Origin of the sequence: Pantoea sp. Cy-640 (assembly GCF_011752635.1) — a bacterium.
Taxonomy (GTDB): domain Bacteria; phylum Pseudomonadota; class Gammaproteobacteria; order Enterobacterales; family Enterobacteriaceae; genus Pantoea; species Pantoea dispersa.
Window position 1 is genome coordinate 296,296 of sequence record NZ_VWXB01000001.1, and the last position, 14,877, is coordinate 311,172.

The window sequence follows — 14,877 nt, forward strand, 5'->3', positions numbered from 1 at the left end:
GCGGGGCTCAGTGCTGTGCGCGCTCTGCCGCAGCCTCATTTGAGGCATCGCTGAGGTTAATGCGCGGCAGCACGCCGCCGGTGAACTCCACGCGGCGCATCGGGAAGGCGAAACGAATCTGCTTCTGCTCCAGCTGCGCCATCAGTTGCAGGTTAATCTCCTGCTGGATGTCCATGTATTTGTTGTAATCGGCGCTCAGCACGAAATAGACCACCTCAAACGTCAGCTGCGATTCGTCAAACGACAGGAAATGGGCGCGATCAAAACGCGTGTCCGGCACGCCTTCAATGATGCGTTGCACCATGCCGCCAATCTGCCGCACTTTCTCCGCCGGCGTGCCGTAATTAATCCCGAACTTAAACACGATGCGCCGCTGCTGCATGCGTTTGTAATTGTGGATGGTTTGCTGCAGCAGAATGGTGTTGGAGCAGACAATCTGTTCGCCGCCGAGACTGCGCAGCCGGGTGGTTTTCAGGCCAATGTGCTCAATGGAGCCGGCGATGTCGCCGAACACAATAAAGTCGCCGTGCTCAAAGGGCTTATCGAAGCCAATCGCCAGCGAAGCGAACACATCGCTCAGCACCGTCTGAATCGCCAGCGCGATGGCGATACCGCCGACGCCGAGGCTGGCCACCAGCGCGGTGATATTGATCCCCATATTGGAGAGGATCGCCAGCAGCATCATCACCCACACCACGACGCGCAGCAGAATACCGAGGATCACCGTGGTGACCGGATTGCGCACGTGCAGCGGATCGCGCAGCAACGAGTGCAGCCACAGGCGAATGCCGCCGTCGATCCACAGCGTGAGCTGCAGAATCAGCGCCAGGAACCAGCCGTGGGCGATGGCGACGCTCCAGCTGTCCGGCAGATCGACAAATTTCAGCGTTATCAGCAGCGAGAAGATCAGCAGCAGCAGCTGACTGGTGCTGCGCAGAATCTCCACCAGAATGCCGGTGAAACGCACGTGGCGCTGTTCGCTATAGTGGGCGATACGGTTAGAGACAAAGCGGATGACGGTGCGCAGCAGCCAGTAAACAATCAGCGTGCCGAACACGATGATGGCGCTATTAATCCAGAAGTTTTGATTGAGAAAGATAAGTTGTAAACGATGGGCAGAAAGCCAGTTTTCCATTGGGGAGAATCTCCTTGCTGGGAGCCGGTGAAAAGAATGTGCAAGGAGAAAGCATAGACTACGCTGGCGTCGCGCGGGACGCCGGCGGTTTACTGGAAGCGATTGGCCTTGTCGCGCGCCAGCCGCTCCAGCGCAAAAATCACCTGCTGCAGCTGACGCTCCTGCACCGGTTCGATGGCGGTAAAACGGAAGCTAAGCCGCGGCGTGATGCGGGTTTCGTTCTTGCTGGTCACGGTGCTGCGCTCGCCGATGTGCAGCAGCTGTGCGGTCACTTCGAACTGGCCATATTCGCCCAGCTCAACGCGCAGCTTTTTGAAGGTATCGCCACGGTTAAGACCTTCCGGCAGCGCCTCATCCAGCAACACGCCGACGCCGCCAAGCGACAGATCCTGCAGGCGAAAGCGCGCGGTACTGCCGTCCGGCCACTGGCTGTGGCAGTAGAATACTGGTTCGAGCGGCGCGTTGACGCGAAAGAATTCCCGGCGCTGAATCTGCCACACCAGGTCGGGCAGCGTGGCGGCAAAGGCGGGCAGGCCGTCATAATCGATGCTGGTTAATCCCTGCAGCCCAAACTCCACTTTGGCACCGTGGGTTTCGGCCGCAATATTCACTTCGCCACCCTGCAGTGCCAAATCATTGTCCAGCGCGTTGCTGCCGAGATCAAAAATCACCCGATCTTCATCCGCGGCCAGCAGCCGGCTGATGAACTGACCACGGGAGAAATTGACCATCAGCAGGGTTTGATAACGCAACAAATCCTTCATCACGTTCAACACCGCCAGCGTACCGCGCTTGAGATATTGTTCTTTATCGGCGTCTTTCACGTCCTGCTCCACCTGTCCGATTGCTATTTTACGAGTGCCACTGCTCTTCGTCGGTTATCGACCGGGGCGGTAAAAGCTTTAGCCGGCGTGAACGAATTCATCATGATGTTGATGTAGCAGAGAAAAAATTCCCGGCTATACTTAGCGCGATGAACACCTTGATTCATAACGTAAGGAGCAGCAAATGGGTATTCTTTCATGGATTATTTTTGGTCTGATTGCCGGGATTATCGCTAAATGGATCATGCCAGGTAAAGATGGCGGCGGATTTATTTTGACCGTGGTACTCGGGATTGTCGGTGCGGTGGTGGGCGGCTGGATCAGTACCCTGTTCGGCTTTGGCCGGGTCGACGGCTTCAACTTTGGCAGCTTCGTGGTCGCGGTGATCGGTGCCATTGTGGTGCTGTGGATCTACCGTAAAGTCCGCAGCTGACGCCAAATCACGATTCAACAAGATCCGCAGTCCCGTCCGGGGCTGCGGATTTTTTATGTCGTCAGAAATCGTAGCCGATTGTGGCGGTCAGCGTCCGCTCCGCGCCGCGATAGCAGTAACCGGTGCCGTAGCAGGCTGCCAGATACTTTTTATCCGTCAGATTGCGGGCATTCAGCTGCAGCCAGGCACCTTTCAGGCTCGACTGCCACGCGCCCAGATCGGCGCGCAGTGAGGCGTCAAACAGGGTCACCGACGGCAAACGGGTGGTGTTTTCGTTATCGGCCCACTGGCGGCCAATATAGCGCACCCCGGCACCCGCGCTCAGGCCGTAATCAAACTGATAATGCCCCCACAGCGACGCCATGCTATTTGGCGTGACGTACGGCGTATGGCCATCGTTGCCGTCCACGGAATCCTTAAAGCGCAGATGGTTGAGCGTATAACCGGCGACGGTGCTGAACCGTTCGGTCAGCTGGCTGCGCGCCTCCAGTTCAATGCCCTGCGCATGCACTTTGCCGGACGGGGTGTAGGTGCCGTCCTGCACGTTACGGTTGGCCACATCGTTCTGCGTCAGATCGTACAGGGCCACGCTGTAGAGATCGCGCGTGCCGTTCGGCTGGTATTTCACCCCGGCTTCATACTGTTCTGAGGTGGTCGGTTTCAGCTGATTCCCGTCGGGATCGGTCAGCGAAGCCGGGGTAATCGCCTGGCTCCAGCTGACGTACGGCGACACCCCGTTATCAAAGGCGTACAGCAGCGCGGCGCGGCCGCTGACGTGATCGTCCTGACGACGACTATTGCCATTCTCTGACACGATGCGGTCATAGCGACCAGACAAATCCAGATGCCAGCGCTGCCACGCCATCTCATCCTGCAGATAGAGGCCGCTCTGATAGTAGCGGCGCGTCTGCGCTGTCCAGAGGTAATCCGGCTGGCTGCCGATGGCCTCGCCGCTCCAGGCATTCAGCGGTGAGGCAGCGCCGCTGGCGTCGCTCAAATCATTTTTATAGCGGTGATACTCCGCGCCGAGCGTGACGCGATGCTGCAGCGCACCGCTGGCAAACTCCGCCTGCAGCTGGTTATCAGTCGCCCACGCGCTGAGCGAAGAGCGCTCACCGGAGTAGTAGCGATTGAGCAGGTCCGGATTGTCGCTGTTCCAGCCAATCTGGTACACCTGGTCGAGCGCCACGCTGGAATGGCTGTAGCTGCCGGTGCTGTGCACCGACCATACCTCATCGAAACGGTGCGAGAAGTCGTAGCCGTAAATCTGCTCATGACGTTTGAACTGATCCAGCGCGCTGTCGCCCTCATAGAAGCCGTCGCTCAGCCAGCGACCATTGTGGCTATAGAGTGTGCCTTCCGCCGGCACCGAGCCGTGATAGCCGCCTGAGGGATCTTTTTGCAGATAAGCACGCAGCAGCAGGCTGGTGTCTTCATCCGGCTGCCACAGCAGCTGGGGTGACAGCGCGTATTTCTCTTCGCGCGTGTGGTCGTACTGGGTATCGCTGTTGCGCGTGATGCCGGTCAGGCGGTACGCCCATTGATCGTTAATCGCATCGGTGTAATCAAAGGCGGCGCTGTTACTGGCATTGCTGCCGGTGGCGAAGCGTAAATGGCCCTGCGAAGCAAACTGCGGCCGCTTCGTGACCATGTTCACCAGCCCGCCTGGCACCGTCTGACCATAAAGGGCAGAAGAGGGGCCTTTAATTACGTCGATGCGGTCAAGGAACCAGTTATCCACCTGCAGGATGTTGAAGCTGCCGCCGTCGCTCATCACGCGCAGACCGTCAAGGAAGGTGTTGTCGACGTCACCGCCGTGGAAACCGCGCAGCGAAATGGTGTCGTAACGCGTGGCCGCGCCACCAAAGTTGGTGAAAACCCCCGGGGTATAGCCCAGCGCCTGGTTCAGATCCTGCGCGCCCTGATCGTCAATCTGCTGACGCGTCACCACAGAAATGGACTGCGGCGTGGTGACGAGTGGACGATCGCTTTTCGTGGCGCCGCTGCGGGTGGCGAGATAGCCCGCCGTAGGCGAGGTGGCGCTCTCCTGCGGCTGTGCGGTGACCACCAGAGAGGGTTCGGCTACGCCGAGTGCCGGAAACGCCAGCGCCAGCGCGCACAGCAGCCGGCCACGGTTGAGGGGGAACAGCGCGGTCATAATGATTCCTTTGGCTGAGAACAAAAGCCGCACCACACCAGCGCGGCGGTTAATGATGAGAAAAAGAGTCATTTTAAGATTGAGAATTATTATCTTTTAGTAAGGGGTGTTTCAAGATGTAAAAGATAAGTAATGGAAAAGTGTGATGCGCAGGGGGGATGCCGCAGCACCGGGCGTGGTCATCGCCTGGCTGTGGCATCGGGCCTGAGAAGCAGGTGCGCACGGCGGCGCACCTGACGTCAGGGTTATTTCGCCGCGTTTAGCGTCGGCATTGAGGGGATGTCGCGCGTGCTGTTACAGGTTTTATCTTTCGGACAATACTTATCCAGCAGCTTCAGCGTTACGCCGTTGGTCCAGCCAAAGCCGTCCTGCAGCGGATACTCGCCGCCGCCACCACCGCCCAGCTGGGCACCGTCGACCACATACTTCTCGACCAGCTTGTGCTCGCGATCGTAAGTCTGCTGCACATTTTGCAGGAAGCGCTGACCGATCTGCTGCGCCAGCTGGTTCTGCTTGTAGTGCTCCAGACCTTCGACCGCTACCCACTGCAGCGGGGCCCAGCCGTTAGGCGCATCCCACTGCTGGCCGTTGTTTACCGTCGTGGTGACCAGCCCGCCTGGTTTCAGCAGCTGTTTTTCCACGGCGGCAGCGGTGCGTTCCGCCTGTTTGTCGCCCGCCAGCTGCATATACAGCGGGAACAGCGTGGCGGCGGTGAGCTGATTGTGCACCTGCTTTTTCTGGACATCGTAGTCGGCATACCAGCCCTGTTTGTCATCCCACAGGTAACGATTGATTGCCGCCTGGCGCTTCTCTGCATCCGCCGCAAACTGCTGCGCTTTATCATTCTGTTTTGCCAGCTTCGCGGCTTTCGCCAGCGTCTGCTCCAGGTGGAACAGCAGGCTGTTGAGGTCCACCGGGGCCAGCTGGGTGGTGCGAATCGAGGCCAGATTGTGCGCATCGGTGAACCAGCGTGAGCTGAAGTCCCAGCCCGAGGCGGCGCCGGCGCGCAGATCGCGATACACCTGCTGTTTATTGCGCTCAGGCGCTTTTTTCGCGGTGTTGACATCGTCCAGCCAGGATTCGGTGCGCGGCACGTCACGGTCATCCCAGTAGCGATTGAGCAGGGTGCCGTCGCTCAGCTTCACCACGCGCTTGCTCGCCTGGCCGGCAGCCACCTTGTCGCTGTCCGCCATCCAGTAGTCATACTCTTTTTGCAGCTGCGGCAGATACTGGCGGTAGACATCGTCTCCCTTGTGGCTGGCCAGCAAATCCACCATCAGGCTGAAGAACGGCGGCTGCGAGCGGCTGAGATAGTAGCTGCGGTTGCCGTTAGGGATGTGGCCGTACTTGTCCAGCTCGCTGGCGAAGTTGTCCACCATATCCTGCACCCGATCCCAGTGGCCGCTCTCTGCCAGCCCTAGCATGGTGAAGTAGCTGTCCCAGTAATAGACTTCGCGGAAACGCCCGCCTGGCACCACGTACGGTTTCGGCAGTGGCAGCAGCGAATCGTACTGGCTGGCCGTTGGCGTGCTGCGCGTCAGTACCGGCCACAGCCCATTGATGTGCGCGCGCAGGCTCTGGCCGGCGGGCGGCACGTATTTATCCTGCGCTTTGGGCAGGATGAAGTTGGTGTCCACGAAGCGCCTGAGATCGAAATTACGCTGATTCTTCTGCATCTGCCAGTCGGCGAGAATCGACGCCGGGTCATATTTGGGGACCGCATCGGCAAAGGTTTTCTGGTCCGGATAAAATCTGGCCTGCTGCACGGCACTGAATAGTGGGCCGAGTCGCACATCCGGCGGCTGCGGCTGGGCGCTGAGCATGCGGCTGTTATCCTCAGCGTGCACAGCAGACGCGCTCAGCAGCGCCGCGCTGAGCAATAGGGTAAGACGCGCAGGCGTAAACACTACATTTTTTATCATCGGTTTTTCTCCTTGTCCGAAAAGGTGGTGCGCTAACGCATTGACCACCCGAACAACTTTAGACGTTAACGCGCCGCTTAGCCTTTTGCAGCGGCGGAAATGTGAAGCCTTCGCGATTAATCGCCGGAAAATTGCGGTGCCGCGCGGGTTTTTACTTGCCCTGCGCCGCTATTTGACTGAGGCTGAAAGAAAAAAAAGGAGAGCAGTATGGAGATCATCTGGTATCACCCGTCACTGAATCCGCAGCCGTGGCTGGACGGCATGCGCCAGCGACTGCCGGAAGTGCGCATCCGCCACTGGCAGCCGGGCGACAGTGCGCCTGCCGACTACGCCATTGTGCGATCGCCGCCGGTGGAGATGCTGGCGGGACGGGCGCTGCGTGGCGTATTCGCCATGGGGGCCGGCGTGGACGAAATTTTGCGGCAGCTGCGCACGCACCCTGAGATGCTGGCTGATGCGGTGCCGCTCTACCGGCTGGAAGACACCGGCATGGCACGCCAGATGCAGGAGTATGCGAACTGGTGCGTGCTGGGCTGGTTCCGCCGCTTCGCCGACTATCAACAGCAGCAGCGACAGGCGCTATGGCAGCCGCTGCCGGACCGCGAACGTGCTAATTTTACCATTGGCGTGCTGGGGGCCGGCGTGCTCGGCCGCAGCGTACTGGAGAGCCTGCAGCAGTGGGGCTTCCCGCTGCGCTGCTGGAGCCGCTCGCCGAAGCAGATTGCCGGTGTCAGCACCTTTCATGGCCGCGCGCAGCTAACTGAATTCCTTGCCGGCACGCAGATACTGATTGATTTGCTGCCCGCCACGCCGGAAACCAGCAACCTGATCGATGGCACGTTTCTTAGCGCGCTACCGCGCGGCGCCTGTTTCCTCAACCTCGCGCGTGGTGCGCACGTGGTTGAGGCCGATCTACTGGCGGCGCTGGAGAGCGGTCAGCTGGCCGCCGCCTCGCTGGACGTATTCCAGGTGGAACCGCTGCCGGCCGCGAGTCCGCTGTGGTCTCATCCACATGTCATGATTACCCCGCATAATGCCGCCACCACCTTGCCGCATGAGGCGATGGACTATATTGCCGGTGCCATCACGGCACTGGAGCAGGGCCAACAGCCGCGCGGTCTGGTCGATCGCCAGCGTGGCTATTAATTCAGCAGAGGAGAAGAGGATGTATCCCGTCGATTTACATATGCACACCGTGGCCAGCACCCATGCTTACAGCACGCTGCACGATTACGTCGCTCAGGCGAAACAGAACGGCCTGAAGCTGTTCGCCATTACCGATCACGGTCCGGACATGGCCGATGCGCCGCACTACTGGCATTTTGTCAATATGCGCATCTGGCCGCGCGTGATTGACGGCGTCGGCGTGCTGCGCGGCATTGAAGCCAACATCAAAAATCAGCAGGGTGAGATTGATTGCAGCGGGCCGATGCTGGATGCGCTGGATCTGATCGTCGCCGGCTTCCATGAGCCGGTCTACGCACCGCGCGACAAGGCTCACCACACTGAAGCGATGATCGCCACCATGGCCAGCGGACTGGTGCACATCATCAGCCATCCGGGCAACCCAAAATTCCCGGTGGATATTCGCGCCATCGCGGAAGCCGCCGCGCACTACGATGTGGCGCTGGAGATCAACAACTCGTCGTTCACCCATTCGCGTCCGGGCAGTGAACCTAACTGCCGCGCGATTGCGGAAGCGGTGCGTGACGCCGGTGGCCGGCTGGCGTTTGGCTCCGATTCGCACACCGCCTTTACCCTCGGTGATTTCGAACACTGCCTGCGTATTACGCGCGAAGTGGATTTTCCGCAGGATCGCGTGTTAAATGTCACGCCGCGTCGCCTGCTCGACTTTCTCGAACAGCGCACCGGCAAACACATTGCGGAATTTGCCGACTTTTAACTTTTTTGCCTCAAGGAATTCTGTTGCATGAATGAGTTTTCCATTCTCTGCCGCGTCATCGGCTCGCTGTTTAATCGCCAGCCGCAGGACCCGCTGCTGGTGCCGCTGTTCACCCTGCTGCGCGAAGGCAAACTGAAAGATCAGTGGCCGCTGGAGCAGGATGAACTGCTGACCCGGCTGCAGCAGAATAGCGATCCGCAGGCGCTGGCGGCGGATTACAACGCGCTGTTCGTCGGCAGCGACTGCAGCGTACCGCCGTACGCCTCACAGTGGCCGAACGGACCGCAGGAAGCCGAGGTGCGGGCGTTTTTAACCTCTCGCGGTATGCCACTGAGCGAGTCGCCGGCCGATCACTTTGGCGTGCTGCTGCTGGCGGCCTCCTGGCTGGAAGATCAGTCTGCAGAAGATGAGGCGGCGGCCCAGCTGGCGCTGTTCGATGACTACCTGCTGCCGTGGTGCGGCGCCTTCCTCGGTAAAGTGGAAGCCCACGCCACCACCGCGTTTTATCGCACGCTGGCGGCGCTGAGCCGTGAGGCGATTCAGGCGATGTATGACGAACTGCGTGAAGAGGGCGACGACGCCTGAGTCGTCACCAGCAGGGATGGCTGCTGCCGGGCAGTTGCGCCGGTGCCGCGCACAGCATCGGCGTACCGGGCAGATAAGCCGCGGCGCGCAGGCGCTCGCCAATTCCCCAGCGATTGATCTCCAGCGCGCTCAGCGCATCGTGCGGCTGCGGCGTAATGCCACGCTGTTCGCCTTGTGGCGCTGCGCCGTGTTGCTGAAGCAACAGCGCGGTACGCGCCAGCGACAAACGCGCCTGCCAGCCGGTGCCGTTAATTCGGCGCTGGCGTAATCCTTCCAGCACCGCGGCCGCCATCATATAGCCGGTGGCGTGATCCAGCGCCTGCACCGGCAGCGGCGTCGGTTTAACGCCTGCCTGCCAGCGCATACCCTGTTCGGCGATGCCGCAGGCCATCTGCACCAGGCTGTCAAAACCGCGCCGGTTGCGCCACGGCCCGTGCCAGCCCCAGGCGTTGAGCCTGACATCCACCAGCCCCGGCGCCAGCCGCTGACGGCTCTCCGCATCCAGCCCCAGCTTTTCCAGTGCGTCCGCGCGGTAGCCGTGCACCAGCACATCCGCATGCTGTAGCAGCGTAATCAGCCGATCGCGCCCGGCGCGGGTTGTGATATCCAGCTGCGCGCAGCGTTTGCCGCAGTTGATCTCCTCTTCCAGCGTCGGTTCACGCCAGCCGGGCGGATCGATGCGCAGCACCTGCGCGCCGAGGCTGGCCAGAAAGCGGGTCGCTACCGGTCCGGCAATGATGCGCGTCAGATCCAGCACCCGCACGCCCAGCAGCGGTCGCGCCGGCAGCAGCGCCCAGCCCGGCGTGGGCGCTTCGCCGGTTGCCCGTTGAGCAATCAGCGCTTCTTCGCTTACCGCCAGCCCCTGCGCGTGCTGCTGCCACTGCTGTGCGCTGCGCATCCAGGCGGCACAGCCGCCGGCGTCGACCACGGCCTGCTCCAGCGCGTGTCCCTGCCAGCGTGCCACCACCGCCGCCAGCGATGACCGATCGGCGTGCTCGCCCAGCACGCGCGCCATGGCGGCGCGATGGTTTGGTGCGTTGGTGTGCAGGCGGATCCAGCCATCCTCGCACGGATAGTCACCGGCCAGCGCGTCCCACTGGGCGGCTGGCGGACGGTTCAGCGGCGTCAGGCTGTGCTGAAACCAGCGCGAGGCCAGCCGGACGTTGACGCTGACCGGGGCCGGACGCTCCAGCAGATCGCTCAGCGCCTGGCTGGCGAGGCCGATGCTGGTGGCGGCGAGTTCGCTAACGGCAAAAGCCGAGGGGAAGCTGTCGGTCTGAAGAAAGTGGATCGTCGGCGCGTGTTCCGCACCCCGCAATCCCTGCCACAGTTGCTGCCACAATGCGGCAGCGCGTTGAGAATCCATGCTAAACCTCCGGAAAACACGCGAGCTTCAAGCATAGCAGAGTGGATTAGCGGCGGCGCAGGCGCGGAAAGCGGGCATGCATGCGCAGGTTACGCAGGTTAATCACCGCAATCGCCGTCCCCAGCACCACCAGCGAGGCTCCAAGGATTTTGAAGCTGTTCATGCTGTCACCCAGCACCAGCACGCCCATCAGTACCGCCAGCACCGGCGTCAGCAGCGAGTAGGGCATGATCAGGTTGACGTTATATTTTTTCAGCAGCGCGTACCACAGCGTGTAGGCGACAATCGACGAGGCGAGGGCGCTGTACAGGATGCCAAACCAGCCGCGCCAGCCGGCCTGACTCAGCGCGGTAAACTGCTGCGATTCAGTCAGCCACGAGGCCGCGCCGACAATCGGCACCGCAAGGAAGGAGATCCAGCCGGTAAGCGTCAGCGGTTTAATCGGCGGTGACTTTTTCACAATCATGTTGCTCACCGCCCAGCCAGTGGCGCTGCACAGCAGAATACACAGCACCCACCACGCCGGAATTGTCGGGCTGCCGGAGAGCACCACCACCCCGGCCAGCGAGATGGCGATACCGCACAGCTGCACCAGCCGCAGTTTCTCCTTCAGCACCACCATCGCCAGCAGCATGGCAATCGGCGTGCCCAACTGGACCACAATGGCCCCGGTGCCGGCATCGGTATAGCGCATGCCGACAAACAGCAGCGAAAAGTGCATGAAGCCAAAAGTAAACGCCAGCGTTAGCAGCCACGGCAGCTGGGCGCGCGTGATGCGGCAAAACGGCACCAGCACGATAGCCACCACCACAAAGCGCATCCAGGTCAGAAACAGCGGCGGAAGCTCCAGCAATCCCCACTTTATCGCCACGTTATTGAACGCCCAGATGCACACCACCATCAGAACCAGAAAAAAATGCCGCACCGCCACGCTGCTGTCCTTTGTTTTATCGATGTTGTCACCGTCTAATGATGGCACGAAGGCGATCGGTTAGCGCACGCGGGCGACGCTTTTTTTCGTAATGGCATTAGCTTATGCCGAAAAATCCAGGACAGGGGGCAAATTTACTGTCAGAGTGGATGTCCGAAACACGATCATTTGAGGACCGTATTCGGCATGACACAGACCCGCACCTTACCCCTTGCTCTGATTCAACTGGAAACGCCGCCGCCGCAGGTGGTGGCAAAAATTGGTGAACAACCACAGTGGTTTATTGCAGCCCTGGCGCTACAGCCGGATGATTATGTCATTGTGCGGCCGCATCTCGGGGAAGAGCTGCCGGCTTTCTCTGGCATCAGCGGCGCGATTTTCAGCGGTTCGTGGGCGATGGTGACCGATCACGCCGACTGGAGCGAGCGCACCGCCGCCTGGATTCGTGCGGCCATCGACGCGCAACTGCCGCTGCTCGGCGTTTGCTATGGTCATCAGCTGATGGCCTATGCGCTGGGCGGTAAAGTGGGCGATAACCCCAACGGCTGGGAGCGCGGGCTGAAAACCCTGACGCGCACCCCGCACCGCGATCCGTGGCTGGCACAGTTGCCGGAGGCCTTCCCGGCGTGGTTGTCGCACCGCCAGTCGGTGCTGATACCGCCGCCGCAGGCACAGGTGCTGGCGCGTTCAGCGCTGGATGGTTGTCAGATCCTGCGCTATTCGCCGCAGGCGCTGTCAGTGCAGTTCCATCCGGAGTTCGACCATAACATCATGACCGCCTGCCTGCCTTCCGGCGTTAGCGATGATGGCGCGCAGCTGTCAGGCGAAGACTGGGCGCGCGAGCTGCTGCAGCGTTTCTGGCAGCAAACGCGCCCGCAGGCGCAGGCTCAGGGCGCGTAATGCCGCGTGCAGCGATAAACCCAGGCGGGTGGCATATTTTTCAGCACCCGCTGGCGCTGCCAGGTGAAGTAGCGTGACAGGCTGGGCTGGGTCAGCGAGGTGTATTGAAACTGGACAAACACGCCGCGCGGCCCCAGTCCTTCATGCACTGCGCTGAGAATGGCGTCGCGCGTTACGGGCGGCAGCGACAGCAGCGGCAGGCCGGAAAAAATCACGTCGTACTCCCCGGACAGATACTCTGCCGAGCAGGCGCGCACCTGCATGCGCGCATCGTTCCAGCGACGTAACCCTTTCACCAGCTCGGGACTGATTTCAAACACATCCAGCTGCGCCTGCGGTGCCATATGTGCCAGCAGATGACGGGTCAGCACGCCGTCGCCGGCGCCCAGCTCGGCAATGCGCAGGCTGTGCTCCCAGTTGACCGTTTCACACATGGCGCGACACAGGGCGGCTGAAGAGGGCGTGATGCTGCCCATTTTGCGCGGATTGCGGATAAATTGCTGAACGAAGTTCGCTTTGGCGCGCATTACCATCAGGGCTGAAGCCAGCATCTTGTTCTCCTGTTCACGGGTCTGCTTCATATTGACCGCACAAATCGCACATGTTCCGCTTTTCATCACGCTTATGGCCAAACTCGGAATTATCTGTCTGCGACAGGCGCAGGTTATGGCGTGACGGCAGCGCAGTTTCTTAATGCCCTCTTTTCCTTCGATGCGGTCACAGTTTCCCGCTGAGCGATCTGACAGGCTGGCATTGTTCGCTCAATGTTAATAACAAGTTTAAATGTTGTTAATCGCTACTCTGTCCCGCAAGGAGAAACACCATGCGTTACGCTGCTCCGGGAGAAACCGGTTCTCTCATCCATCTGCAATCGCGTTATGGCAACTTTATCAACGGCGAATTTGTTCCGCCGGTGAACGGTAACTATTTTGTTAACACCACGCCGATCAACGGTTCGACCATCGGCGAATTCCCGCGCTCGGATAAACAGGATATCGACAACGCCGTGGCCGCCGCGCAGGCCGCTGCGGACGCATGGGGCAAAACCTCGCCGCAGGCACGTTCGCTGCTGCTGCTAAAAATTGCCGACCGGCTGGAAGCCAATCTGGAAGCCATCGCGGTCAATGAAACCTGGGATAACGGTAAGCCGGTGCGTGAAACCCTGGCGGCTGATTTGCCGCTGGCGGTTGACCACTTCCGCTACTTTGCCGGCTGCGTGCGCGCCCAGGAAGGCACTGCGGCAGAGATCGACGAGTTCACCGCCGCCTACCACTTTCATGAGCCGCTTGGGGTTGTCGGACAAATTATCCCGTGGAACTTCCCGCTGCTGATGGCAGCATGGAAACTGGCGCCGGCGCTGGGTGCCGGTAACTGCGTGGTGCTGAAGCCCGCCGAACAGACGCCGCTCTCCATAACCCTGTTGATGGAGCTGATTAAAGACCTGGTGCCGCCGGGCGTGATTAACGTGGTGCACGGCTACGGCAAAGAGGCCGGCGAGGCGCTGGCTTCGCATCCGGGTATTGCCAAGATCGCCTTTACCGGATCGACCGCCACCGGCGGCCACATTCTTGAGCTGGCGGCAAAAAGCCTGATCCCGTCCACCGTCGAGCTGGGTGGCAAGTCGCCCAACATTTTCTTCGAAGACATCATGCAGGCGGAGGAGAGCTTCATCGAAAAAGCGGCCGAAGGCGTGGTGCTGGGCTTCCTTAATCAGGGTGAAGTCTGTACCTGTCCGTCACGCGCGCTGGTGCAGGAGTCGATTTTTGAGCCGTTTATGGCGGCGGTGATGAAGCGCATCCAGACCATTAAGCGTGGCGATCCGCTCGACACCGAGACCATGATCGGCGCGCAGGCGTCGCAGCAGCAGTTCGACAAAATTCTCTCTTACCTGGAGATTGCTCAGCAGGAGGGCGCGCAGGTGCTGCACGGCGGCGGGGTGGAGAAAATCGGTGAGGCGTTTGCCAGCGGTTACTACATTCAGCCGACGCTGCTGAAAGGTGATAACAGCATGCGCGTTTTTCAGGAGGAGATTTTCGGACCGGTGGTCGGCGTGCTGACCTTTAAAGACGAAGCGGAAGCGATTGCCATCGCCAACGATTCGATTTACGGCCTCGGTGCGGGCGTGTGGACGCGCGATATTAACCGTGCTTACCGCGTAGGTCGCGCGATTAAAGCCGGTCGCGTCTGGACCAACTGCTATCACCTCTATCCGGCGCACGCCGCGTTTGGCGGCTATAAAAAATCCGGTATTGGCCGTGAAACCCACAAAATGATGCTCGATCACTATCAGCAGACCAAAAATTTGCTGGTCAGCTACAGTACGCAACCTCTCGGCTTTTTCTGATTTAACCGGCAGCGGTGCGCGCCGCTGCCGCCTTCATGGCAACGTCACACAGCCCTGTCACAGTGCTGACAGAAAAAACAGATTATTCCCCCTGTTATTAAGACGCGTCTTGTCGATATTAAGAGACGTGAGTTTATACAGTAACGCACCGTTTTTAAGGAGAGAAGATGAACACCCTGTACCACTTTCAGGAGCAGCACGACGAAGTGCTGGATGCGGTCGAAGAGAATATCATTACCGTAAATCTGCCGGGCCGCCAGGCGATCTACGTGATTGGCCAGAACGACGACGATGCCGATCTGTTGCTGGATGTGCAGCTGCGCGGTGTGTGAGCGCCGCAGGGTCTGGCAGACAAAAAAATCCGCAGCTTTTACGC

At 60.2% G+C, this 14,877-nt stretch carries 14 protein-coding genes; 7 read left to right on the forward strand and 7 right to left on the reverse strand.

What is annotated here, in order from left to right; genetic code table 11:
- Positions 1 to 7: 7 nt before the first annotated feature.
- Positions 8 to 1,135 (reverse strand): mechanosensitive ion channel family protein, encoded by a 1,128-nt coding sequence (locus tag F3J36_RS01450; protein WP_088517699.1) that lies wholly within the window; start codon positions 1,133 to 1,135, stop codon positions 8 to 10.
- Between the two features lie 89 nt (positions 1,136 to 1,224).
- Complete coding sequence (locus tag F3J36_RS01455) at positions 1,225 to 1,959, reverse strand: flagellar brake protein (protein WP_166718695.1); 735 nt, start codon at positions 1,957 to 1,959, stop codon at positions 1,225 to 1,227.
- A 184-nt stretch (positions 1,960 to 2,143) separates the two neighbouring features.
- On the opposite strand from F3J36_RS01455, the gene F3J36_RS01460 reads away from it, so the two are divergent.
- On the forward strand, positions 2,144 to 2,392 hold the full coding sequence (locus tag F3J36_RS01460; RefSeq protein WP_021506355.1) for a GlsB/YeaQ/YmgE family stress response membrane protein: 249 nt from the start codon (positions 2,144 to 2,146) through the stop codon (positions 2,390 to 2,392).
- 61 nt (positions 2,393 to 2,453) lie between these two features.
- Here F3J36_RS01460 and F3J36_RS01465 read toward each other — a convergent pair whose 3' ends face one another.
- Positions 2,454 to 4,550 carry a TonB-dependent siderophore receptor gene (locus F3J36_RS01465; RefSeq protein WP_166718696.1) on the reverse strand — a complete coding sequence of 699 codons (2,097 nt, stop codon included), beginning with the start codon at positions 4,548 to 4,550 and terminating at the stop codon, positions 2,454 to 2,456.
- Between the two features lie 245 nt (positions 4,551 to 4,795).
- Entirely contained in the window at positions 4,796 to 6,472 is a 1,677-nt protein-coding gene (treA, locus tag F3J36_RS01470; protein WP_166718697.1) for an alpha,alpha-trehalase TreA, read from the reverse strand.
- A 207-nt stretch (positions 6,473 to 6,679) separates the two neighbouring features.
- Between treA and ghrA the strand changes: the two genes are divergently transcribed.
- Genes ghrA through F3J36_RS01485 form a run of 3 tightly spaced genes read left to right on the forward strand, consistent with a single transcriptional unit; the run spans position 6,680 to position 8,960 of the window.
- Positions 6,680 to 7,618 (forward strand): glyoxylate/hydroxypyruvate reductase GhrA, encoded by a 939-nt coding sequence (gene ghrA, locus F3J36_RS01475; protein ID WP_166718698.1) that lies wholly within the window; start codon positions 6,680 to 6,682, stop codon positions 7,616 to 7,618.
- A gap of 19 nt (positions 7,619 to 7,637) precedes the next feature.
- On the forward strand, positions 7,638 to 8,375 hold the full coding sequence (locus F3J36_RS01480; RefSeq protein ID WP_021506351.1) for a phosphatase: 738 nt from the start codon (positions 7,638 to 7,640) through the stop codon (positions 8,373 to 8,375).
- A 27-nt stretch (positions 8,376 to 8,402) separates the two neighbouring features.
- Positions 8,403 to 8,960 carry a molecular chaperone gene (locus F3J36_RS01485; protein ID WP_021506350.1) on the forward strand — a complete coding sequence of 186 codons (558 nt, stop codon included), beginning with the start codon at positions 8,403 to 8,405 and terminating at the stop codon, positions 8,958 to 8,960.
- A gap of 4 nt (positions 8,961 to 8,964) precedes the next feature.
- On the opposite strand, the gene F3J36_RS01490 is transcribed toward F3J36_RS01485, so the two are convergent.
- Both F3J36_RS01490 and F3J36_RS01495 read right to left on the reverse strand, forming a co-directional pair.
- Positions 8,965 to 10,326 carry a CoA transferase gene (locus F3J36_RS01490; protein ID WP_166718699.1) on the reverse strand — a complete coding sequence of 454 codons (1,362 nt, stop codon included), beginning with the start codon at positions 10,324 to 10,326 and terminating at the stop codon, positions 8,965 to 8,967.
- Positions 10,327 to 10,372: 46 nt separating this feature from the next.
- Positions 10,373 to 11,257 carry a DMT family transporter gene (locus F3J36_RS01495; RefSeq protein ID WP_166710260.1) on the reverse strand — a complete coding sequence of 295 codons (885 nt, stop codon included), beginning with the start codon at positions 11,255 to 11,257 and terminating at the stop codon, positions 10,373 to 10,375.
- Between the two features lie 186 nt (positions 11,258 to 11,443).
- On the opposite strand from F3J36_RS01495, the gene F3J36_RS01500 reads away from it, so the two are divergent.
- Positions 11,444 to 12,157, forward strand: a complete 714-nt coding sequence (locus F3J36_RS01500; RefSeq protein ID WP_166718700.1) for a glutamine amidotransferase — start codon at positions 11,444 to 11,446, stop codon at positions 12,155 to 12,157.
- Here the strand turns inward: F3J36_RS01500 and F3J36_RS01505 are convergent.
- Positions 12,145 to 12,708, reverse strand: coding sequence for a class I SAM-dependent methyltransferase (locus F3J36_RS01505; protein ID WP_150361712.1), 564 nt, complete (start codon positions 12,706 to 12,708; stop codon positions 12,145 to 12,147). The genes F3J36_RS01500 and F3J36_RS01505 overlap by 13 nt on opposite strands.
- Positions 12,709 to 12,980: 272 nt before the next feature.
- Between F3J36_RS01505 and F3J36_RS01510 the strand changes: the two genes are divergently transcribed.
- Both F3J36_RS01510 and F3J36_RS01515 read left to right on the forward strand, forming a co-directional pair.
- Complete coding sequence (locus F3J36_RS01510; RefSeq protein ID WP_021506345.1) at positions 12,981 to 14,501, forward strand: aldehyde dehydrogenase family protein; 1,521 nt, start codon at positions 12,981 to 12,983, stop codon at positions 14,499 to 14,501.
- Positions 14,502 to 14,668: 167 nt separating this feature from the next.
- Positions 14,669 to 14,833 (forward strand): hypothetical protein, encoded by a 165-nt coding sequence (locus F3J36_RS01515; protein WP_021506344.1) that lies wholly within the window; start codon positions 14,669 to 14,671, stop codon positions 14,831 to 14,833.
- Positions 14,834 to 14,877: the final 44 nt, after the last annotated feature.

Excerpts from the sequence above, each read along its gene's own strand:
- F3J36_RS01450 (WP_088517699.1), bottom strand. The coding sequence starts at position 1,135 with ATGGAAAACTGGCTTTCTGCCCATCGTTTACAACTTATCTTTCTCAAT.
- F3J36_RS01460 (WP_021506355.1), top strand. The coding sequence starts at position 2,144 with ATGGGTATTCTTTCATGGATTATTTTTGGTCTGATTGCCGGGATTATC.
- F3J36_RS01465 (WP_166718696.1), bottom strand. The coding sequence starts at position 4,550 with ATGACCGCGCTGTTCCCCCTCAACCGTGGCCGGCTGCTGTGCGCGCTG.
- treA (WP_166718697.1), bottom strand. The coding sequence starts at position 6,472 with ATGATAAAAAATGTAGTGTTTACGCCTGCGCGTCTTACCCTATTGCTC.
- ghrA (WP_166718698.1), top strand. The coding sequence starts at position 6,680 with ATGGAGATCATCTGGTATCACCCGTCACTGAATCCGCAGCCGTGGCTG.
- F3J36_RS01480 (WP_021506351.1), top strand. The coding sequence starts at position 7,638 with ATGTATCCCGTCGATTTACATATGCACACCGTGGCCAGCACCCATGCT.
- F3J36_RS01485 (WP_021506350.1), top strand. The coding sequence starts at position 8,403 with ATGAATGAGTTTTCCATTCTCTGCCGCGTCATCGGCTCGCTGTTTAAT.
- F3J36_RS01490 (WP_166718699.1), bottom strand. The coding sequence starts at position 10,326 with ATGGATTCTCAACGCGCTGCCGCATTGTGGCAGCAACTGTGGCAGGGA.
- F3J36_RS01500 (WP_166718700.1), top strand. The coding sequence starts at position 11,444 with ATGACACAGACCCGCACCTTACCCCTTGCTCTGATTCAACTGGAAACG.
- F3J36_RS01505 (WP_150361712.1), bottom strand. The coding sequence starts at position 12,708 with ATGCTGGCTTCAGCCCTGATGGTAATGCGCGCCAAAGCGAACTTCGTT.
- F3J36_RS01510 (WP_021506345.1), top strand. The coding sequence starts at position 12,981 with ATGCGTTACGCTGCTCCGGGAGAAACCGGTTCTCTCATCCATCTGCAA.
- F3J36_RS01515 (WP_021506344.1), top strand. The coding sequence starts at position 14,669 with ATGAACACCCTGTACCACTTTCAGGAGCAGCACGACGAAGTGCTGGAT.